Origin of the sequence: Nonomuraea sp. NEAU-A123 (genome assembly GCF_018603905.1) — a bacterium.
Lineage (GTDB): Bacteria > Actinomycetota > Actinomycetes > Streptosporangiales > Streptosporangiaceae > Nonomuraea.
In genome coordinates this window covers 114,872-131,472 of sequence record NZ_JAHFZZ010000002.1, presented here as the reverse complement: position 1 = coordinate 131,472, position 16,601 = coordinate 114,872, and the positions used below count along the sequence as shown (strand labels likewise).

Here is a 16,601-nt window from a genome sequence, read left to right as displayed (position 1 = left end):
CGGGGTCACTTGGCGTCCCCCTCGACCTGCTGGCGCGGAGCCGGCCGGAACAGCGCGAAGACCAGCGACACGTCTGGAAGCGATGGATCAGACAGCGTCCGGTACTCATCCGCCAGTGCCTGCAGCCGCGCCCCCAGCTCCGTGAACTGCTCCTCGGTGAGTCGCAGATGTGCCATCCGTACGTGCCGCTCACCATCCACCGGCGACGCCTCCAGGTCCGCCACCGCGTTCCGCAGCAGCACGTCCGGCTGCCCCGGCCCTGGATCCGGCAGCTCGATCGACCGCGCGGCCATCGCGTAGTACCGCTCGGTGACCCCTCTCACTTTCCGCGTCCGCACCACCTTCACCAGGCCGGCCCGCTCCAGTAGCCGCACGTGATAGCTGGAACTCCCCTTCGCAAGGCCCACCCGCTGGGCGATCTGCGTGATCGTCGCCGGCTCGAAGCGGAGCACGGCCATGATCCGGTGACGCGTGAGATTGGAGACGGCGCGTAGCTGCTCGTCAGTGGTGACGTGAAACGTCTCGGGGAGATCATCGGTAGGCATGCGGACAATGGTCAACGATCCTTGACCATTGCGCAAGGGGTTTAGGCCTAGCAATATGGCGCTGGTCTAACGGATCTATCCCCGAGCACGAAGATCATCGTGCCGACGGCGCGGGAGGCGCCCTATGTCCTGGACGACTTCCTCGGCAACGCCACCGACCTTCCGATCGCCGAGCACGCAACAGATACGCACGGCGCCACGCTCATCAACTTTGCGCTGTTCGACCTGGTCGGCAAGGCCCGCACGCCGAGGATGCGGGATCCGACCCGGGTCACCGTGGTCCGTGACGACACCCCGACCGAGATCTCCAAGCGCTACCCGCACGCCAGGCCACCGCCTCGCTGATCGTCGGCAAGTGGTCGGTCGCCTCGCGGCAGAACACCCTGGCCGCCGCGCTGAAGGAGTGGGGCATGCTCAGAAGGACCGTCCACCTGGCCAAATACCTGTCAGACCCGGCCTTCAGGAGGAAGATCTCGCGGCAATTGAACAAGAGCGAGAGCCTGCACGCGCTGCGCCGCGACTTGCACTACGCCCAGCAGGGCACCATCACCCGGCCGCATCCGGAGCTGCGCTCCCAGGGCCGGGAAGTGAGCGAAGAGATCCTTTCGCACATCTCGCCCGGGCACAGCGACAACATCAACTTCTTCGGCGTCATCAACGTGGATGTGGAGGCGGAGCTGGCCAAGCTCGACACCAGCGGCTGGCGGCTGCTGCGGCCCGTGCAACTGCGTGAGCTGGGACTGACGCCCTGATAGGTTCTGCGCCGATTCGGTGCTGGCGTCCTGGCGGGCGCGGGCTGCGGTCGAGTCGCCGTCGCATCTGCTGATCGCTACGGTGCACCGGATACCTCTCATTGTGCGAGTCCTTCCTGTGTGGGTGTGTCCTTCACAGTGCTCGCGGCGACATCTGTCACGCGGGTTCGGTGCGGCCCCGCCGCCCCGGTGGGCGGAGGGGCCGTGACCTGCTGGGAAGCGATCTATCCGAGCACCGGGTAGTTCGCGCGGAACACGTTGTGCGGGTCACGGGCCCGCTTGATCTCCCGCAGCCGCGTGAGCGCGCTGGCGGAGAAGGACTTCGCGGCCGTGTCACCGGGGGACAGCAGGGTGTACGGCTTGCGGCCGCTGATGTAGGCCTCCAGGTCGGCCACGACCTCGGCCTGCTTGGCGCGCGTCGCATCGGCCGCGTGCGGCAGGCCGAGACCCAGCAGGCCGAGCAGGTACGGCTCAGCCACCGCGCCGCTCGCACCAGCCCCGCCGCCCGGCTCGGCGAGCGCCCCGCCCAGGTGCCTGATCTGCACGTTGATGAGCGGTTCGATCGGCTTGGCCAGCAGGAGCTCCACCGCGTCCGCGTCCAGGCCGGTGAGCAACTCCGCACGAGTGATGGATGGGGCCGGATCGGTGGGCTCGGCGGCGATGGCGCCCAGGTCGGCAACCGGGACGACGCCGCGACTGTCGGAGATCGCGCCCTCGATCTTGTCGATGCGCGCCAGCAGGTCCTCCCCCTGACCCGCCTCACCCAGGTAGGCCAGATCCAGCGTGACCATCGGCGGCGCGCCGGGTGGCTGGAGCCGGTTGATCCAGACACTGAGTTCACGCGGCGCCTCGGCGGTGATCTCCAGGAACGCGTCGTACACCTCCCTGGTCCGGTGCTCCGGCCAGATCACGCGCCCGCCGTACAGGACTGGCGCGGGATACAGCTCGAGTTCGAGGGCGGTCACCACCGCGAAGTCCCCGCCACCGCCGCGCAGCGCCCAGAACAGCTCGGGATCGGACTCGGCGCTCACCCGGCCCGGCTCGCCATCGGCGTCCACGATGTCGATAGCCCGCACGCTGTCGGAGGCCAAGCCGTACTTGCGGCTGAACCAGCCGACCCCACCGCCCAGGGTGTAGCCGGTCACGCTGACCCCCGGCGCGCTGCCGGACAGGCCGGTCAGACCCAGCGGACCGGCCGCCGCCAGCACCTGCCCCCACTTCACGCCCGCACCCACCCGGACCACGCGCTCCTGCGCGCGTACCTCCACCTCGTTCAGCAGACCGGTACGCAACAGGATCAGGCCGTCCACATCACCCGAGGCGCCATGCCCGCTCGGCTGCGCGGCCACCGTCATACCCGCCCGCCGCGCGAAACGCACCAGCGCCGCCACGTCATCGGCATCCGCGGCCTCCGCCACGGCCGCCACCGGCTGCCGGACGGTCAGATTCCACGCGGTGGCCGCCTGTTCAAAGCCGTTGTCATCGGGCAGGAGCACGCGTCCCTTGAGGACACCGCGCAAATCGTTGATCGTCATCGTCGTCTCCCTTTTCGAGTTCTCAGAAATGCGAAGGAATACCGTGCTGCGCGGCGGACGCTGGGGTGGCGGTCTCTTGGGCCTTGCGCGCCTTGCTGGTCTCGCGGAGGATCAGCAACCCCGTGACCGCGATCAGCGCCGCGGTCAGGCCGTGGATGCCGAACGCGGCGGCCGTGGAGCCGTGGTGGGCCAGGACGTTGACCATGTCGCCGAACGGGGCGACGGCCACCATCAGCAGGACCCAGCCCAGGGCGCGGCGGTGGCCCGTCACCAGCAGGATGCCCATGGCCAGGCCCATCGCGAGTTCGCGGCTGCCCTTCACGACAGGGAAGCCGCTGTCGCCAGAGGGCCAGTTCGGCAGGCCCGGGAAGGACGTCCCGAGGGGCAGGACGAAGGACAACCCGAGGTAGAGGGTGAACAGGACGACGGCGATGGCCAGGACGGTGTTGAGCTTCTTCAGTGACATGGTCGTTCTCCTTTGATGTTCAGACTGGGCAGGGTTCAGCCGCGGACGCGGCGGATGTGGCGGGCGTAGCGGGGGCGGCCGATGACGTGCCAGATGACGCGGACCGGGGCGGGCAGGCCGCTGAGGACGATGGCGCGCTCGGCCGGGTTCGCGTCTTCCAGGACGGCGCCGAAGAGCGTGAGCAGGGTGAGCTTGGGGGTGTTGTTCACCAGGTGGTCGCCCAGGGAGGCCCACTCCTGTTCGGTGATGTGCTTGGCCGCGAGCGGGAGGAGGGTGGCCTCCTCGTCGTCGAGGTGTTCCAGCAGGACCGCGCGGTGCTCGGTGAGGGCGGCCACGAGGGTGTCGCGTTCGTCGGCGCCCGCGGTGGCCTCCCAGGCGGGGACCGTGGCGTCCAGCCTGGTCAGAGTGGCCGCGATGCGTTCGTGCTGGGCCTGCATGCGCAGGACGATGTCGGCCTCCAGGTCCACCCGGGAAAGCAGCGGCGGCCACAGCAGCTCGTCCTCGCCCTCGTGATGGTTGTGCAGGCCCATGCGGTAGACGCGGAAGTGGTCGGCGATCACCTTGGCGCGAGCGGTGTCCCCCGGGGTGACGGCCGCGACGAGCTCCATCAGCAGCCGTGACTCACGGCGGAGCACGCGGTGGACGATCTCCATGTCCTGGGTGTTGACGCTCATCTGTTCCCGCCCCTTCATCGGTTGCGACGTGTTCAGACTGCTCCCGGGTGTTTGGAGGGGATTTGGAGCCGACTTGGAACGTCCACGTAAAATGTGCGGATCATGGTCTTCATCCGGGTGCTGGGCTCTTTCGGGGCCGAGGTCGGCGGCGAGCCCGTTCCCCTGGGCGGGCCGCGGCAGCGGGGCGTGCTGGCGTTGTTGGTGGCGGCGCGTGGGCAGGTCGTACCGGTCGACCGGATGATCGAGGACCTGTGGCGCGGGGAGCCGCCCGCGCGGGCGCTGATGTCCTTGCAGGCGTACGTGTCCAACCTGCGCCGGTTGCTGGAGCCCGGACGTCCGCCGCGCACGCCGGCCCGGCTGCTGGTGAGCGCGTCGCCCGGTTATGCGCTGCGGCTGCCGCCGGAGTCGGTGGACGCGTGGCGATTCGAGGACCTGCTCGACCAAGCCCGTACGGACACCGACCCGCGCGTCGCCCAGGCTCGGCTCGCCGAGGCGCTCGGACTGTGGCAGGGACCGGCGTTCGCCGAGGTCGTCGACGAGCCGTGGGCCGCCGCCGAGACGGCCCGGCTGAACGAGCTGCGCCTGGTCGCCACCGAACTGCACGTCGCGGCGGGTCTGCGCATCGGCGACCCCGCCGCGGTGGTTCCCGAGGCCGAGCGGCTCACCCGCGACGAGCCCCTCCGCGAGGAAGGCTGGCGGCTGCACGCCCTGGCACTGTGGAGCAGCGGCCGCCAAGCCGACGCGCTGGCGACGCTCCGCCGCGCCCGCGGCATCCTCGCCGAGGAGCTCGGGCTCGACCCTGGCCCAGACCTGACGGCGTTGGAGGAGGCGATCCTCACCCAGCGCACGGACGTCATGCGCGAGACCGTGCCCCCGCGACCGCCGACCGCGCCGCTGCCGCGGCCGGCTCCGATCATCGAGGCGCCGTTCGTCGGACGCCAGGCACAGCTGTCGGCACTGGTCACGGCCGCCGCCGAGGCCGCCACCGATGGCGCCCGCATCGCCCTTGTCACCGGCGAGGCCGGGCTCGGCAAGTCGACGCTGCTGGAACACCTCGGCAGGCGGCTCGAACGTGACGGGTGGCTGGTCGCCGTCGGCCGCTGCCCCGATGTCGACAGCGCGCCGCCCGCGTGGGCCTGGACTGAGGCGCTGAGAGCCGCCGCCGCGACCACGTCCCCGGGCGAGTTCGCGGACGACCTCGCGCCGCTGCTCACCGACACCGAGCCGGTGAACGCCGACGCCACCGCTGGACGGTTCCGCCTGCGCCAAGCCGTGTGGAAGTGGCTCGCGGCGGTCGCCACGGAACGCCCGGTCGCCGTCGTGCTGGACGACCTGCACTGGGCGGACGCCACCACGCTGGAACTGCTCGGCGGCGGCCTCGGCATGCGGGCCCCGATCCTGGTCGTCGCCGCGTACCGCGCGGACGAGAGCGGGCACCTCACCGAAACGCTGGCCTCCCTCGCGCGCGCCACGCCCCTGCGCCTAGCGCTGCCGGGGCTGAACGACGAGGCCGTCGCGGAGCTCGTCCGGACCGAATGCGAGGCCGACGAGGAGACCATCGCAGGGATCGCCGAGCGCACCGGCGGCAACCCGTTCTACGTGCGCGAAAGCGCCCGGCTGCTGAACGGCGAAGGCGCGCTGGTCGCCCTCTCCGAGGTCCCCGAAGGCGTACGGGACGTCCTGCGCCGCCGGCTCGCGCGCCTGCCAGAGGGAGGCGTGTCCGTCCTCCGGCTCGCCGCGGTCGCAGGCCGGGAGAGCTCGGTGGACGTCCTCGTCAAGGCCGCCGACACCGACGAGGACGGGGTGATGGACGCCCTGGACGCGGGCGTCATCGCCGGGCTCCTCGACGAGCCCGGCCCAGGCCTCATCCGCTTCGTCCACGCCCTCGTCAGGGACACGCTCATCGCCGACGTCAGCAGATTGCGTGCTACCCGGATGCACGCCCGAATCGCCGCCGCTCTTGAAGGCACCGACGACATCGCGGCGCTGGCCCATCACTACGCGCGCGCCGGCTCACCGAAGGCCGTCGGCTACTGCGTCCAGGCCGCCGAGCTTGCCGAGGCCCGCTACGCCCACGACGTGGCGGCCGACCTCCTCACCGACGCCGTCACCAACACGACCGGACCGGACGAACGCGTCGAATTGCTCGGCAGGCTGCTGCGCGCGCAGATCCGGGCGGGGGCCGTCGCAACCGCCCGCGAGACACGCCGTGAAGCCGTGGAGTACGCAGAGTCCCTGGGCCGCGACGACCTGATGATCGCCGCATTCACCGCATGGACAGAGCCGACCCCCTGGCAGGCCCGTACGTACGGCACGGTGGACCGGCCCATCATCGACCGCCTGAGCCGCCTGCTGAAGCGCGACCTGACCCCTTCGGTGCGGTCCCGGCTCCTGACGGCGTACGCGCGCGAACTGGTCGGCGAGGACGACCCGACCGTTCTGGAGGCAGCGCAGGAGGCACTCGACCTCGCCACCGAACCCCGGTTGCGGGCCGCGGCACTCGAGATCCTGGCCGAAGTCCACGGCGACGCCAAGCTCTGCCGGGAGCTCGTGGAGATCGGCACCGAGCACGACCTGCCGGTCTACCGCGTCACCGGGCTGCTCAACCATGCCGCCGTCGCCGCCGCCGCCAACGACCCGGTGACCATGCACCAGGTGATCACCGAGGCCCTGGAACTCGCGCGCACCTATCGAATGCGCGAGGCGATCGCCGTCACCGAGATCACGCTGGCGGCCCTGGCGCTCATCGAAGGCCGCTTCGCCGACGCCGAACTCCTCTACATCAAGGCCGACGAGGGCATGCGGCGCGCCGGATCGGTGCACACGGGCTTTCTCCAACTCGCCCTGGCCACGATCTGGCTGAACGACGGCACGCTCGGTGCGCACCTGGACGACGTTCGCGCCCTCCACACCGCGCTCGGCCCCATGACCTCCGACCTGCTCGCGCTCGCCCTCCACGCCAACGGCTTGGACGCTGAAGCCCGCGAGGTCCGCGCGTCACCCAGCCCGATCCGCCCCGACTTCTTCTTCACCTTCCTCACCACGTTGCGCGCGATGGCCAGCGTCGCCTTGAACGACCGCGACGCCGCCGAGGAGATCTACGCGACGCTGCTTCCGCACCGCAACGGCCCCCCGGCGGGCGCCGAGAGCCTGTCGGTGGCGCTGCGCCCGGTCGCCCACACCCTCGGTGAACTGGCCGTCTTCCTAGGCCGCATCGAGGCCGCCGCCCACTTCACCCAGGCCGCCACCATCGCCGACCGGTGGAACGCACCCCACTGGGCCGCCAAGGCCCGGTCGCGAACAACCACCTAGCGCACATCTGTGACACAGAACTTGCATTATCTGTCACATAGGGTCGAACGCTTCCTGGAGTCGGTGCAGGCGGTCACCACTCGCACCGGCTACGCCGAGACCCTCGCCCGCCTGACCGTCGTGGCCGGGCCTCAGTATCCGGTCGCCGCGCTGACGCCCGAGCAGTACGCCGCGGTGATGGACCGCTGGACGGCCGCGGCGCGATGTCTGGTGGACGGCTCTGTTCCAGGCGGCACCCGCACGACTGGACGTGTACTGCGACGTCACCACGCCGCCCGAGTGGGCGCACACGGGTGAAGTGACCACCGTCGACCTGGACCTGGACGTCTGCCGGACACGCGGAGACGGATCCGTCTACGTCGCCGACGAGGATGAGTTCGCCAGTCATCAGGGACGCTACGGCTATCCGCCGCACGTCATCAGCCGCGCGGAGAGGACCGCCGAGTGGCTGTCAGCCGCGCTGCGCGATGGCACCGAACCTTTCGGCATGCGCTACCGCACGTGGCTTGCCCCAAGTCAGTTGAACTCAGCCGTGCTGTTCAGGTTGCCTTGGCGAGCGGGCGTCCGCCCCAGCGGAGGCTCTTCTCGCTTCGGACACGGGCGCGTTCACGGCATTGTGCGGCCAGCACGTCGGGATGGCGGGAGTGCGTATTGCGCCAGCGCAGGTAGGCGTGCAGGGCGCGGGTCTGAACGGTGTGGTTGGGATGGTTGGAGTTGGCGCCCGCATGTCAGACCCCCAAGGGCGGCCGCCCGGAGACACATCACCGCCGCGACGTGTTCGATGCGATCAGGTACATCACTGACAATGCGGCGAAATGGAGGGCATTACCTGCGGATTTTCCGCCTTTCAAGACCGTTTTCGGCTTCTTCAGCCGCTGGGCCAGGGCCGGGGGCTTCAACCGGATCCACGATGAGCTCCGCCGCGCCATCCGGCTGCGTGCGGGACGTTGCCCTAACCCGGTCGCCGGCGTCATCGGCTCCCGGTCGGTGCGCGCCGCGGCCACCGTCACCGGGCGTTCCCGCTCCTATGACGCCGGGAAGAAGATGTCGGGCAGGAAGCGTCACGTGGTCGTGGACACGGTCGGCCTGCTCATGACGGTGATGGTCACGCCGGCCGGGCAGCCCGACCGCGACGCTGCCCGGGAACTGCTGGCCCGGCTGCGAATGCTGCACCCGCAGCTCACCCTGGTCTGGGGTGACAGCGCCTACGCCGGGACGCTGGTGGAGTGGGCCCGCCGCTTTCTGCGCCTGACCTTGAAGATCTTGACTAAACGGCCTGGTCAGACGGGGTTCAAAGTGCTCGCAAGACGTTGGATCGTCGAGAGGTCCCTGTCCTGGCTGATGAACGCTCGTCGCAATGTGGTCGACTTCGAACGCAAACCGTCGCACAGCGAGGCCCACCTGACCGCGTCGCCGCGATCACGCTCATGACAAGGCGTCCGACCAGGAAGAACACGCAGTGGGGTCATGCGGCAAAGATGTCGCCGCAAGCCGCATGACTCAGGCCGTCAGGTGTTTCAGGGCGGCGCTCGGGTCTTCGGCGAAAAAGCGGCACCAGGCTGCTCGCGGCCATCCGCAGGGCCGTCCATCGCCCCGCCCCAGCCGAGCGAGCCTGCGTGAACAGCTGATAGCCAATCAGCGATTCCCACACGGTGAACGGCGCGACGATCACGGCGGCCAGCATTTCGGCCGGCGTCGGCGTCAATGACCCGGACAGTATCGACATCGTGATCAGTAATTCTGCCGGCACAACGGCGAATAGGGCTGCGCGCGGAACACTCAACGCCACTATGAATCCCTTCGTCGAACATCCATTCACTGAAGATCTTAATGCGCATCGGCAACCGGCGATCATGAAGTGCTTGGGAGCTCATCGCATCAACCACGCGCGGAGGGCCACAAGCGCCTGGATCTCGATCACTACCAGGCTGGGAAATGCAGTCGTCGCGCCTTCTAGCAAGATCACTTACGGCCTTGGGGCACAGCGGTACAGCGGTTAACGCTAAGCCGGTGATCACGAGCTTGATGCAGGTCGCGGGGGCTACCGCAGCTCGGTGTTCGGGTGCGGCTGGGCCTGGAGCCGTTCGCGCAGCTCGATCTCCTCGGCCTTGAGCGACTCCCCGGGCTGGCGGATGCGTACGGGCTTGGGCCGAAGGGGCAGGCCCTCGTCCACCGCGGCGGCCTCGGCTTCCGCGAGTGCCCGGTAGAGCGAGGCGACCGACGGCGACTTGCCCGCGTTCTTCCCGGCCTTGATGGTGAGCTTCTTCGCGATGTCGGGGACGGGGACGCCCTTGTCCTTCAGCGCGACGGCGAAGGTGAGCATGTCGTCGTCGATGACCTTCGGCCGTCCGCCGTGGTTGCCCTTGGACGCGGCGATGACCTGGCCTTCGAGGGTCTTCTCCCGGATGTAGTTACGCTCAATCTGCCCGGCGACGGCGAGCACGGCGAAGAACATGGCGCCCATGCCGTTGGGGTCGTAGATTCCGGTGAGCGGGCCGGTGAGGAGTTCGAGCTGGATGCCGCCGGCCTGGAGCTTGGCGGACAGCGTCATCAGCTCGGCCGCGTTGCGCGCGAGGCGCTTGAGCTCGTGCACCGTGAGGATGACGGGCGTCTCGGGGGCGGCCTCCTTGAACTGGTGGGCCAGGGCGAGCGCCTTCTCCAGTTCGGGCCGGACCTTGACGCGGGTGCTGATCTGCTCCTTGAAGACCTTGTGGCACTCCGCGCGGTGGAGCGCTTCGAGCTGGCTCGCCAGTTCCTGCCGGGCGGTGGACGTCCTGGCGTAGCCGATGCGGACCGGGCGCTCGGTGTGGGGCGCGGGAACCACGGCGAGGGCCGGGCCCTGCTTCCACGCGCGGCCCGGATGCCGGTCGGCGGGGACGAGGACTTCGAGTTCCTCGCGGAGCGCGGGAACGAGGGCGAAGCGGGGGGTGTGGTACTTCGCGGCGGTCTTCCCGCCCCGGGTGCGGCAGGCGCTGCCGGCGGGCGCGTCACAGTTCGGGCAGTCGTGACGTTCTACCGCCGATGCGGCCCGATCGGGCGTGAGCTCCATGCGGGCAGCCTCTCAGAAGTGCCTCGCACAACACGTCGGTTTCGAGAGGACTTTTGCGAACGGCCACCTGCGGAAACGTGATCACCCTGGGGCCTCTCGCAGAACTCTCACAGATGAACATTTATGAGAATGACCGTGTGTGACGCACGGTCGGCGGCGGAGAGGTCCTCCATCATTTCTCCGCGGTGGTGAGGGTCCGCCCGCGATGGCGGCTGTGGAAATCGCTGTCCGGTTGTCGGAACGCGGTGATAGAGATTCAGGGTGACAATGACACTCGAGTTCCCCGTTCTGCTGCGACTGATCGACGAACGGTCGACCGCCTTCCGCGCCGCGGTCGCCTCCGCGCCCAGCCTCGACGTACAGGTGCCGACCTGCCCCGAGTGGACGCTGTTCGATCTGGCGCAGCACATCGGCGAGGGGCGCCGCGACTGGGCCGTCACCGTCGCCGCAGGGCCTGCTCCGGCCAAGTCCGCAGCGGAGGGCGCCCCGGCTGCGCCTCGGGAGCGCGAGGCCCTGCTGGCCTGGTTGGCGGAGTCCACGGAGCAACTGCTGGACGCACTGCGGAAGGCCGGCCCGGATCGCGGTTGCTGGACGTGGTGGGAGACGTCGCAGTCGCCGCAGACCTCCGGTGCCGTAGCTCGGCACCAGCTCCAGCAGATGGCGGTGCACACGTACGACGCCCAGATCACCGTGGGTGCACCGCAGCCGCTGCCGGCCGAGGTGGCACTCGACGGTGTCGACGAGTTCCTGTCCACCTGCGTCGCAACGACGAGTGCCTGGCCACACAAGCCCGCTGTCGTCGACTTCCACGCCTCCGAGGGCCGCTCCTGGCGCCTCTCGCTCTCCGCCAACGGCGCACGGACCGCCCGTCTCCCCGGGCCCGGCAGCATATCGGCCACCGCTGCCGACCAGGACCCGGACGCGGCCAACGCCTCCGCCTGGGGCACGGCCGACGAGCTGGTCCTCATCCTGCACGACCGTATCCCGATCAACTCCCTGAAGCTCGACGGCGACCGACGTCTCTTCGACCAGCTCAGCGCCTGGGACCCGGATGAGTAGGACGTGACGATGCACCCCCTCGTACGCCCCGAGGCATGCCTCCCGTCAACGGCTACAGCCACGCCGTGGTGGCCTCGGGGCCGCTGGGGGAGCAGACCGCCACGGCTGCGAAGCGGCTGACCAAGGGCGGCGGCCCACAAGCTGATCGGCGCGCCTGGTCGGCACCTGACGCCGTCAGTTCTCCGCGTCGTCCTCGTCGTCATCGGGTCCGGCCGCGTCCGGGTCGCGCAGCGGGCGCAGGGAGCCGGCGGCCGGGACGCTGGCGGTGAAACTGTAGCGGCCGAGCAGGTTCAGGTTCTTGTGCTTGAGCGGGGAGAGCCGGGCGATGTCCTCGTCCCGGATTTCGTGGCCCTCGGCGCGGAGTTGGGCGACGGCGGCGTCGATGTAGCGGGTCGTCCAGAGCACGATGGCGTTGAGGACCCGGCCGAGCGCGCCGAGCTGGTCCTCCATCCCGTCGCGGTACGCCTGGTGGATGGTGCCGCGCTTGCCGTGGCACACGTCGCGGGCGAGCTTGTGGCGGGATTCCTGCACGGTGAGCTGGCGGTTCATCTGACGGCGGTAGGTGTCGTCGACCGGGTCGACCATCCGCATCAGGTGCTCGGTCTTGGCGATCCGCCCGTACTCGGCGAACGCCTGCCCCAGCGGGGTCGGGTGTCCCTCGCGGCCGAACATCCGCAGCAGGTCGTAGGCGCGGACCTGGTTGGTGACCAGGGAGCCCGCGACCCGGAGCATGTCCGGCCACCACGTCTCGATCTTCTTCAGGTTGACCCGGTTCCGCGCGAGCGGCTCCAGCACCCCGTACGTCCCCGTTTCCACGCCGGGCATCGTGGCCCGCCAGAACCGCTGGTCGTCCAGGTCCTTGAAACGGGGGCTGAAGTTGTAGCCCAGGATCTTGAAGATCCCATGCCGACATCGTCGACGAAGCAGGGGCCCTCGCTGACCTGGATGAACTCAATCGCGTGTACCTGGTGACAGCAGCCTTACCGACACCCCAGATCGCCGCGCACAGCCGCGGCCAGGTCAGGCACGTACGTACCTCCGCTAGCGGTTCCCAGCAAGGAGACACTGAGCCCGCAGATCGCTTGGATCAGGTTTTCGCCCAAACGGCGCCAGGACTCTTCCGCGGCCGCCGGATCAATGCGCCCATGCGCCAAGTCGTATTCCACCTCTGCGCACATGTGCACAGTGAGCTGGCGAATCATCGCGTGATGCTGCACGATCACTCCGGAATCATCATTCCGCCACTGCACCCGGCCGAACTCGTCCAACCGTCGAACAGACGGCAGGTTCCCATGCGCCTGGATCGCGTACTCCCGCAGATTGGGCTCCACGATCACTTGAGCCAGGAACCGCCCGTACCAGGACGGCGTGCCCAGTTCGATGTGGTGCTCGATGTTCGGCAGGATGTGGCAGCGGATCCGCTCCTCCAGCGGCACCTCCCCCGGCGCGCCCAGTGCCTCCACCATCGCGATCCGGTGCTTCTCGATCCCGGCCATGTGCCGTTCCAGGATCGCGGTGATGAGCTCGTCGCGGTTGTTGAAGTGGTACTGCACCGCCGACTTGTTGCGCTGACCGGCCGCTTCCCCGATTTTCGTGACCGACACGCTCGCGAACCCGTGCTCGGCATAGAGCCTCTCCGCGGTACGCATCAGCTTGTCCCTGGCAAGCACCGAACGGGGAGACGCCATGGCGACCGCTGGGAAGGAGGTCATCCTGCCCTCCAACTCGGGAAACTGACGAACCCACCGTAAGGCAACCACCTTACTAGGAGGTTTTTCAGCTGTCAGCCCGCGCGAAGCTCCGCCGCGACCGCCCGCTCCCGCAGTTGAGTGGCCTCCGCACGAGCCGCCTCCAGCTGAACACGCGCATCCTCCAGCCGAGCCCGCTCCAACCGCAGCTCCCCCCGCAACCGATCCCGCTCGTCCGCCGTCTCGCGCGCCTGCGCGATCTCCGTGGCGGCCAGCTCCCGAGCCTTCGCCGCATCGTTCAGGGCGACGGCCCGATCTCCCTGCGCCTCCGCCGCGGCACGTTCGGCGCTCTCCGCCCGCGCGATGGCCCGTTCGCGCTCCTGTCCAGCCGCCTCCGCCCTGGCCTCCGCCACCGCCAGGTCCCGCTCGGCCCCCTGCCTGGCCCGCCTGGCCTCCGCCGCCTCCTCACGTGCCCGCTCACACTCCGCCTTAGCCTCCGCCACCTCCTTCCGCGCCTGCTGGGCACGCGCCTGCCCATCCTTTTCCGCCCGTACGGCCCGCGCTTCAGCTTCTTTCCGCGCCTGTACGACCTGCGCCTCCGCCTCCTTCTCGGCCCGTGCCGCCCGAGCTTCCGCCCCCCTTTCCGCCCGTACGGCCTGCGCTTCCGCCTCAGCGGCACGCCCGTCGGCCGCCTCGACCCGCTCCGCCAGCTCCTGAACCGCCTGGTCCCTGGCCCGCTCGGTCAGCTCCGCCTGTCGTGCGGCCTCCTCGGCCCGCCGCTCGGCCTGATCAGCCCGGCGCCCCGCCTCCTCGGCCGACTGCAGCGCCTGCCGTTCGGTGCTCGCCGCCTCCCGCAACGCGGCCAGCGCCTGCTCACGAGCCCGCTCCCCATCAGCCTGCGCCGTATCCCGCTCCGCCTCGGCCTCCTCCACCCGCAACCGCATCGCACCGGCCTCCCGGCGCGCGTGCTCGGCGGCCTCCCGCGCCAGCCGTACCTGCTCGAACGCCTGCTCCCGCTCGGTGCGCGCGATGGCGACCCGGGTATGGGCCTCGGCTTGTACGGCACTCAGCTTCGCCTCGACCCCGGCCGGACTCAACTCCTGCGCCAGCGCCCTGGCCAGCGGCTCGATCGCAGCCGCCAGCCCACCTTCCATCCGGTCGTACAGCTGCTCAGCCCTGGCCAGCGCCCCCTCCAGCCCAGGCGTGGCGCGCCGCATCTCCCGCTCCCGCTTGGCGGCGGCCTGGCAGTCGCCTTCCGGGCAGTACGCCTTGGGCCGCCCCCTCCCCCGCCGCTGCTCGATCGGGGTCCCACAGTGCATACACGGCGTCACCGCGCCCATCTCAGCCGTCACGCTCAGATTCTAGCATTTTCTGTTTTCTAGAAATTCAAATTCAATAATTAAGATCTGTTGCGTGGCGGGAGATCTCGCCAACTTGCGAGAAGGGAGAATTCTCGCAAGTTAGCGATCTGGAGTGTTCCTCTGAGCTCCGCTGCCGGTGTTGCTGGGACTGGGCTTTCGTCAGGTGTGACTGGTCATCAGACTGTCCTGCGGTTTCGTCCTTGCCTGTCGTGTGACGCGCAGGCTCGTTGACAGCGGAAACGCAGACCTATGACAGTGGACGACGCAGAGCTATGACAGCGATAGCCGTATACATAGTCGTTGACCCGCGGTTTGAATGTTGCGTGGCGTCATGCCGAGGCGCAGATCTATGACAGTGGCGGCGTTACTCCTGTCGCCCCCAAAGGTTTTCCGCAACATTATTGCGACCCAGCCCGGGGCTCCTGCGAAGCTGCAGGCGGAAAGGTCAGCCTCTGGCCGATCCGCTTTGTCTGGACATAACGAGAACAGCGGGTTCCGGCCGGCCACTGGTCTGATCGCGCTCGCGAAACGAAGTGGGCGTCCATGAGTGTCCCTCGCTGAGCTTGACCGCGAGGACCCCTGTGACCTGCTGTTCCATTCCGTAGCCCCGCCGGGGTGCGCAGGACGAGTTCTGGGTTCGAAGGCATTGCGGCAAGATCATCTGACCCCCCTCGCGGTCTGGAGCCAAGGCGCGTGTCCAAGGGCTGCACCGTCAAAGAACCGCGTCGCCCACTGCCATAGCTCCGCGTCTCCACTGCCACTGTTTTGCGTCGCTCAATCATGGGTTGACCTCCGCCCGGGTGCGCGGTGCTGGATGCACCCAGAACCTTTCATGGTCGCAGCCGCCCCACGCTGTGCGGAAAGCAATCACCAGGTAACGGCAAGTGGCTTGACGGGCCTCGCCGCCTCACTGGTATCGTGCATTTCGATTCCCCTGCCCGCTTCGGTGGGTAGGTGCGGGCCTCGCCTACGGGCGGGGCCTTTGCGTTATCACCATCTCCCTGGTCAGCGCATTCTCCCGATTGCCGTGCCAAGAGCCGTTTGCTGCTGGACCGGGCGGGCCTGGGGTGCGTTAAAGTCCGACGTTGCGCATGGCGTTGTCCCGCCAGCGGTCCACGGCGCGGATGTACCGCAAGACGACGGGTGAGGCGGGTGCCCAGCGGCCGTGTTTGGCGATGACGGCGACCGGGACGCCGGCGGCGTAGGCGACGGTGGCGCCGCCGGCGCGCAGGCTGTGCGCGGTGACGGTGTCCGCGTACGGCACGCGAGCGCGCACGGCCAGGTCGCGGACGACGACGTTGACCGCGTCCGCGCCGAGCGAGGGGCCGACGGTGCCGTGCCGGTTGACCCGCCGCAGCAGCCGACCAGTGGCGTGTCCGGCCTGGTCGAGAACCTGCAGCCAGTCGCGCCAGGCGGCGACCGGGTCGGTGAGCGGGTGGCTGCCGCGCGGGATGGCGATGGTCTCGCCGCGCGAGTCCTTGTCGGTCTTGGAGGTGCGGATGGTGACCTCCAGGCCGTCGGCGACCTCGCGCACGTCGTCCCTGGTCAGCGCGACGAGTTCGCTGCGCCGGCCCATCAGCGCCAGGCCGAGCACCAGCAGCAGCCGGTCGCGGCGGCCGATCGGTGTGCTCAGGTCGCAGGCGGCGACCATGGCGCGCAGCGCGTCGATGGTGATCGGCGGGGCCTCGCGCTGGCCGCGGCCGCCGTCCTCGGCGCGCTCGCGCTTGTAGGCGCGCAGCGCGAGCCGGGCGGCCTCGGTGACCGGCTGGCCCGGGTGGTCGGCGAGGCGGTGCATGGTGCGCACGGCGGCGATGGCCTGCTCGACGCTGGCCGGCGCCTGCCCGGCCTCGCACAGGGCCGAGGTGTATTCGGCCAGCGTGTGCCCGGTGGCGGGCAGCGCGACGCGGCCGTGGGTGGCGCACCAGGCGGTGAAGGCGGCCCACTGGCGGGCATAGGCGCGGCGGGTGTTGGCCGGCACGCCGTCGGCGATCCGGCTGCGGGTCTGCTCGCTGAGCGTGTAGTCGGCGGCGGTGTGCGCGCCGCCATTTTCTGGAAGCGGGAAAATCGGCGGCCGCTCCCCCGTCACCAGCGCCGCCTGCGGCGGCCCGTCGTCGCTCATGTCCGGTTTGCGCCTTTCTCGACGAGGTCCCACGCGGCCGC

12 protein-coding genes and 4 pseudogenes are annotated in these 16,601 nt (G+C 69.4%); 5 read left to right on the top strand and 11 right to left on the bottom strand.

Annotated features, from left to right (window positions below; genetic code table 11):
- Nucleotides 1-5: 5 nt before the first annotated feature.
- Nucleotides 6-545, bottom strand: a complete 540-nt coding sequence (locus KLK06_RS04655) for a transcriptional regulator (protein WP_214634051.1) — start codon at nt 543-545, stop codon at nt 6-8.
- Nucleotides 546-644: 99 nt separating this feature from the next.
- Here KLK06_RS04655 and KLK06_RS62955 point away from each other — a divergent pair.
- Nucleotides 645-1,297: pseudogene (locus tag KLK06_RS62955) on the top strand (Tn3 family transposase).
- Nucleotides 1,298-1,521: 224 nt separating this feature from the next.
- Here the strand turns inward: KLK06_RS62955 and KLK06_RS04640 are convergent.
- From KLK06_RS04640 to KLK06_RS04630, 3 genes are read right to left on the bottom strand one after another with little or no spacing between them, the layout of a single operon-like run.
- The gene (locus KLK06_RS04640; RefSeq protein ID WP_214634049.1) at nt 1,522-2,832 is read right to left on the bottom strand and encodes an FAD-binding oxidoreductase; all 1,311 of its coding nucleotides are present in this window, start codon (nt 2,830-2,832) and stop codon (nt 1,522-1,524) included.
- A gap of 22 nt (nt 2,833-2,854) precedes the next feature.
- Nucleotides 2,855-3,298 (bottom strand): DUF4267 domain-containing protein, encoded by a 444-nt coding sequence (locus tag KLK06_RS04635; protein ID WP_214634048.1) that lies wholly within the window; start codon nt 3,296-3,298, stop codon nt 2,855-2,857.
- Nucleotides 3,299-3,333: 35 nt separating this feature from the next.
- Entirely contained in the window at nt 3,334-3,972 is a 639-nt protein-coding gene (locus KLK06_RS04630; protein WP_214634047.1) for a hemerythrin domain-containing protein, read from the bottom strand.
- Between the two features lie 102 nt (nt 3,973-4,074).
- Here KLK06_RS04630 and KLK06_RS04625 point away from each other — a divergent pair, with 102 nt between their 5' ends.
- Entirely contained in the window at nt 4,075-7,284 is a 3,210-nt protein-coding gene (locus KLK06_RS04625; RefSeq protein ID WP_250904921.1) for a BTAD domain-containing putative transcriptional regulator, read from the top strand.
- 250 nt (nt 7,285-7,534) lie between these two features.
- Nucleotides 7,535-7,603, top strand: a pseudogene (locus KLK06_RS62950) (DUF402 domain-containing protein); the annotation flags it as partial.
- Between the two features lie 220 nt (nt 7,604-7,823).
- On the opposite strand, the pseudogene KLK06_RS62200 reads toward KLK06_RS62950, so the two are convergent.
- Nucleotides 7,824-8,003 (bottom strand): annotated as a pseudogene (locus KLK06_RS62200) (IS630 family transposase); the annotation flags it as partial.
- Here KLK06_RS62200 and KLK06_RS04610 point away from each other — a divergent pair.
- Nucleotides 7,978-8,715, top strand: a complete 738-nt coding sequence (locus KLK06_RS04610; RefSeq protein ID WP_308168102.1) for an IS5 family transposase — start codon at nt 7,978-7,980, stop codon at nt 8,713-8,715. The pseudogene KLK06_RS62200 and the gene KLK06_RS04610 overlap by 26 nt on opposite strands.
- Nucleotides 8,716-8,749: 34 nt before the next feature.
- Here KLK06_RS04610 and KLK06_RS04605 read toward each other — a convergent pair whose 3' ends face one another.
- Together KLK06_RS04605 and KLK06_RS04600 are read right to left on the bottom strand one after the other, a co-directional pair.
- Entirely contained in the window at nt 8,750-9,073 is a 324-nt protein-coding gene (locus KLK06_RS04605) for a hypothetical protein (protein ID WP_214634044.1), read from the bottom strand.
- Nucleotides 9,074-9,325: 252 nt separating this feature from the next.
- Complete coding sequence (locus tag KLK06_RS04600; protein WP_214634043.1) at nt 9,326-10,333, bottom strand: recombinase family protein; 1,008 nt, start codon at nt 10,331-10,333, stop codon at nt 9,326-9,328.
- 267 nt (nt 10,334-10,600) lie between these two features.
- Between KLK06_RS04600 and KLK06_RS04595 the strand changes: the two genes are divergently transcribed.
- A complete protein-coding gene (locus tag KLK06_RS04595) occupies nt 10,601-11,392 on the top strand; it encodes a maleylpyruvate isomerase N-terminal domain-containing protein (protein ID WP_250905008.1) in 792 nt (263 codons plus the stop codon).
- Nucleotides 11,393-11,566: 174 nt separating this feature from the next.
- On the opposite strand, the pseudogene KLK06_RS04590 reads toward KLK06_RS04595, so the two are convergent.
- From KLK06_RS04590 to KLK06_RS04575, 4 genes and pseudogenes are all read right to left on the bottom strand, one after another.
- Nucleotides 11,567-12,295, bottom strand: a pseudogene (locus KLK06_RS04590) (Tn3 family transposase); the annotation flags it as partial.
- A 77-nt stretch (nt 12,296-12,372) separates the two neighbouring features.
- A complete protein-coding gene (locus KLK06_RS04585; protein WP_214634041.1) occupies nt 12,373-13,104 on the bottom strand; it encodes a TetR/AcrR family transcriptional regulator in 732 nt (243 codons plus the stop codon).
- Between the two features lie 71 nt (nt 13,105-13,175).
- Nucleotides 13,176-14,432, bottom strand: coding sequence for a hypothetical protein (locus KLK06_RS04580; protein ID WP_250904920.1), 1,257 nt, complete (start codon nt 14,430-14,432; stop codon nt 13,176-13,178).
- Nucleotides 14,433-15,513: 1,081 nt separating this feature from the next.
- On the bottom strand, nt 15,514-16,560 hold the full coding sequence (locus KLK06_RS04575; RefSeq protein ID WP_214634040.1) for a tyrosine-type recombinase/integrase: 1,047 nt from the start codon (nt 16,558-16,560) through the stop codon (nt 15,514-15,516).
- Nucleotides 16,561-16,601 lie beyond the last annotated feature (41 nt).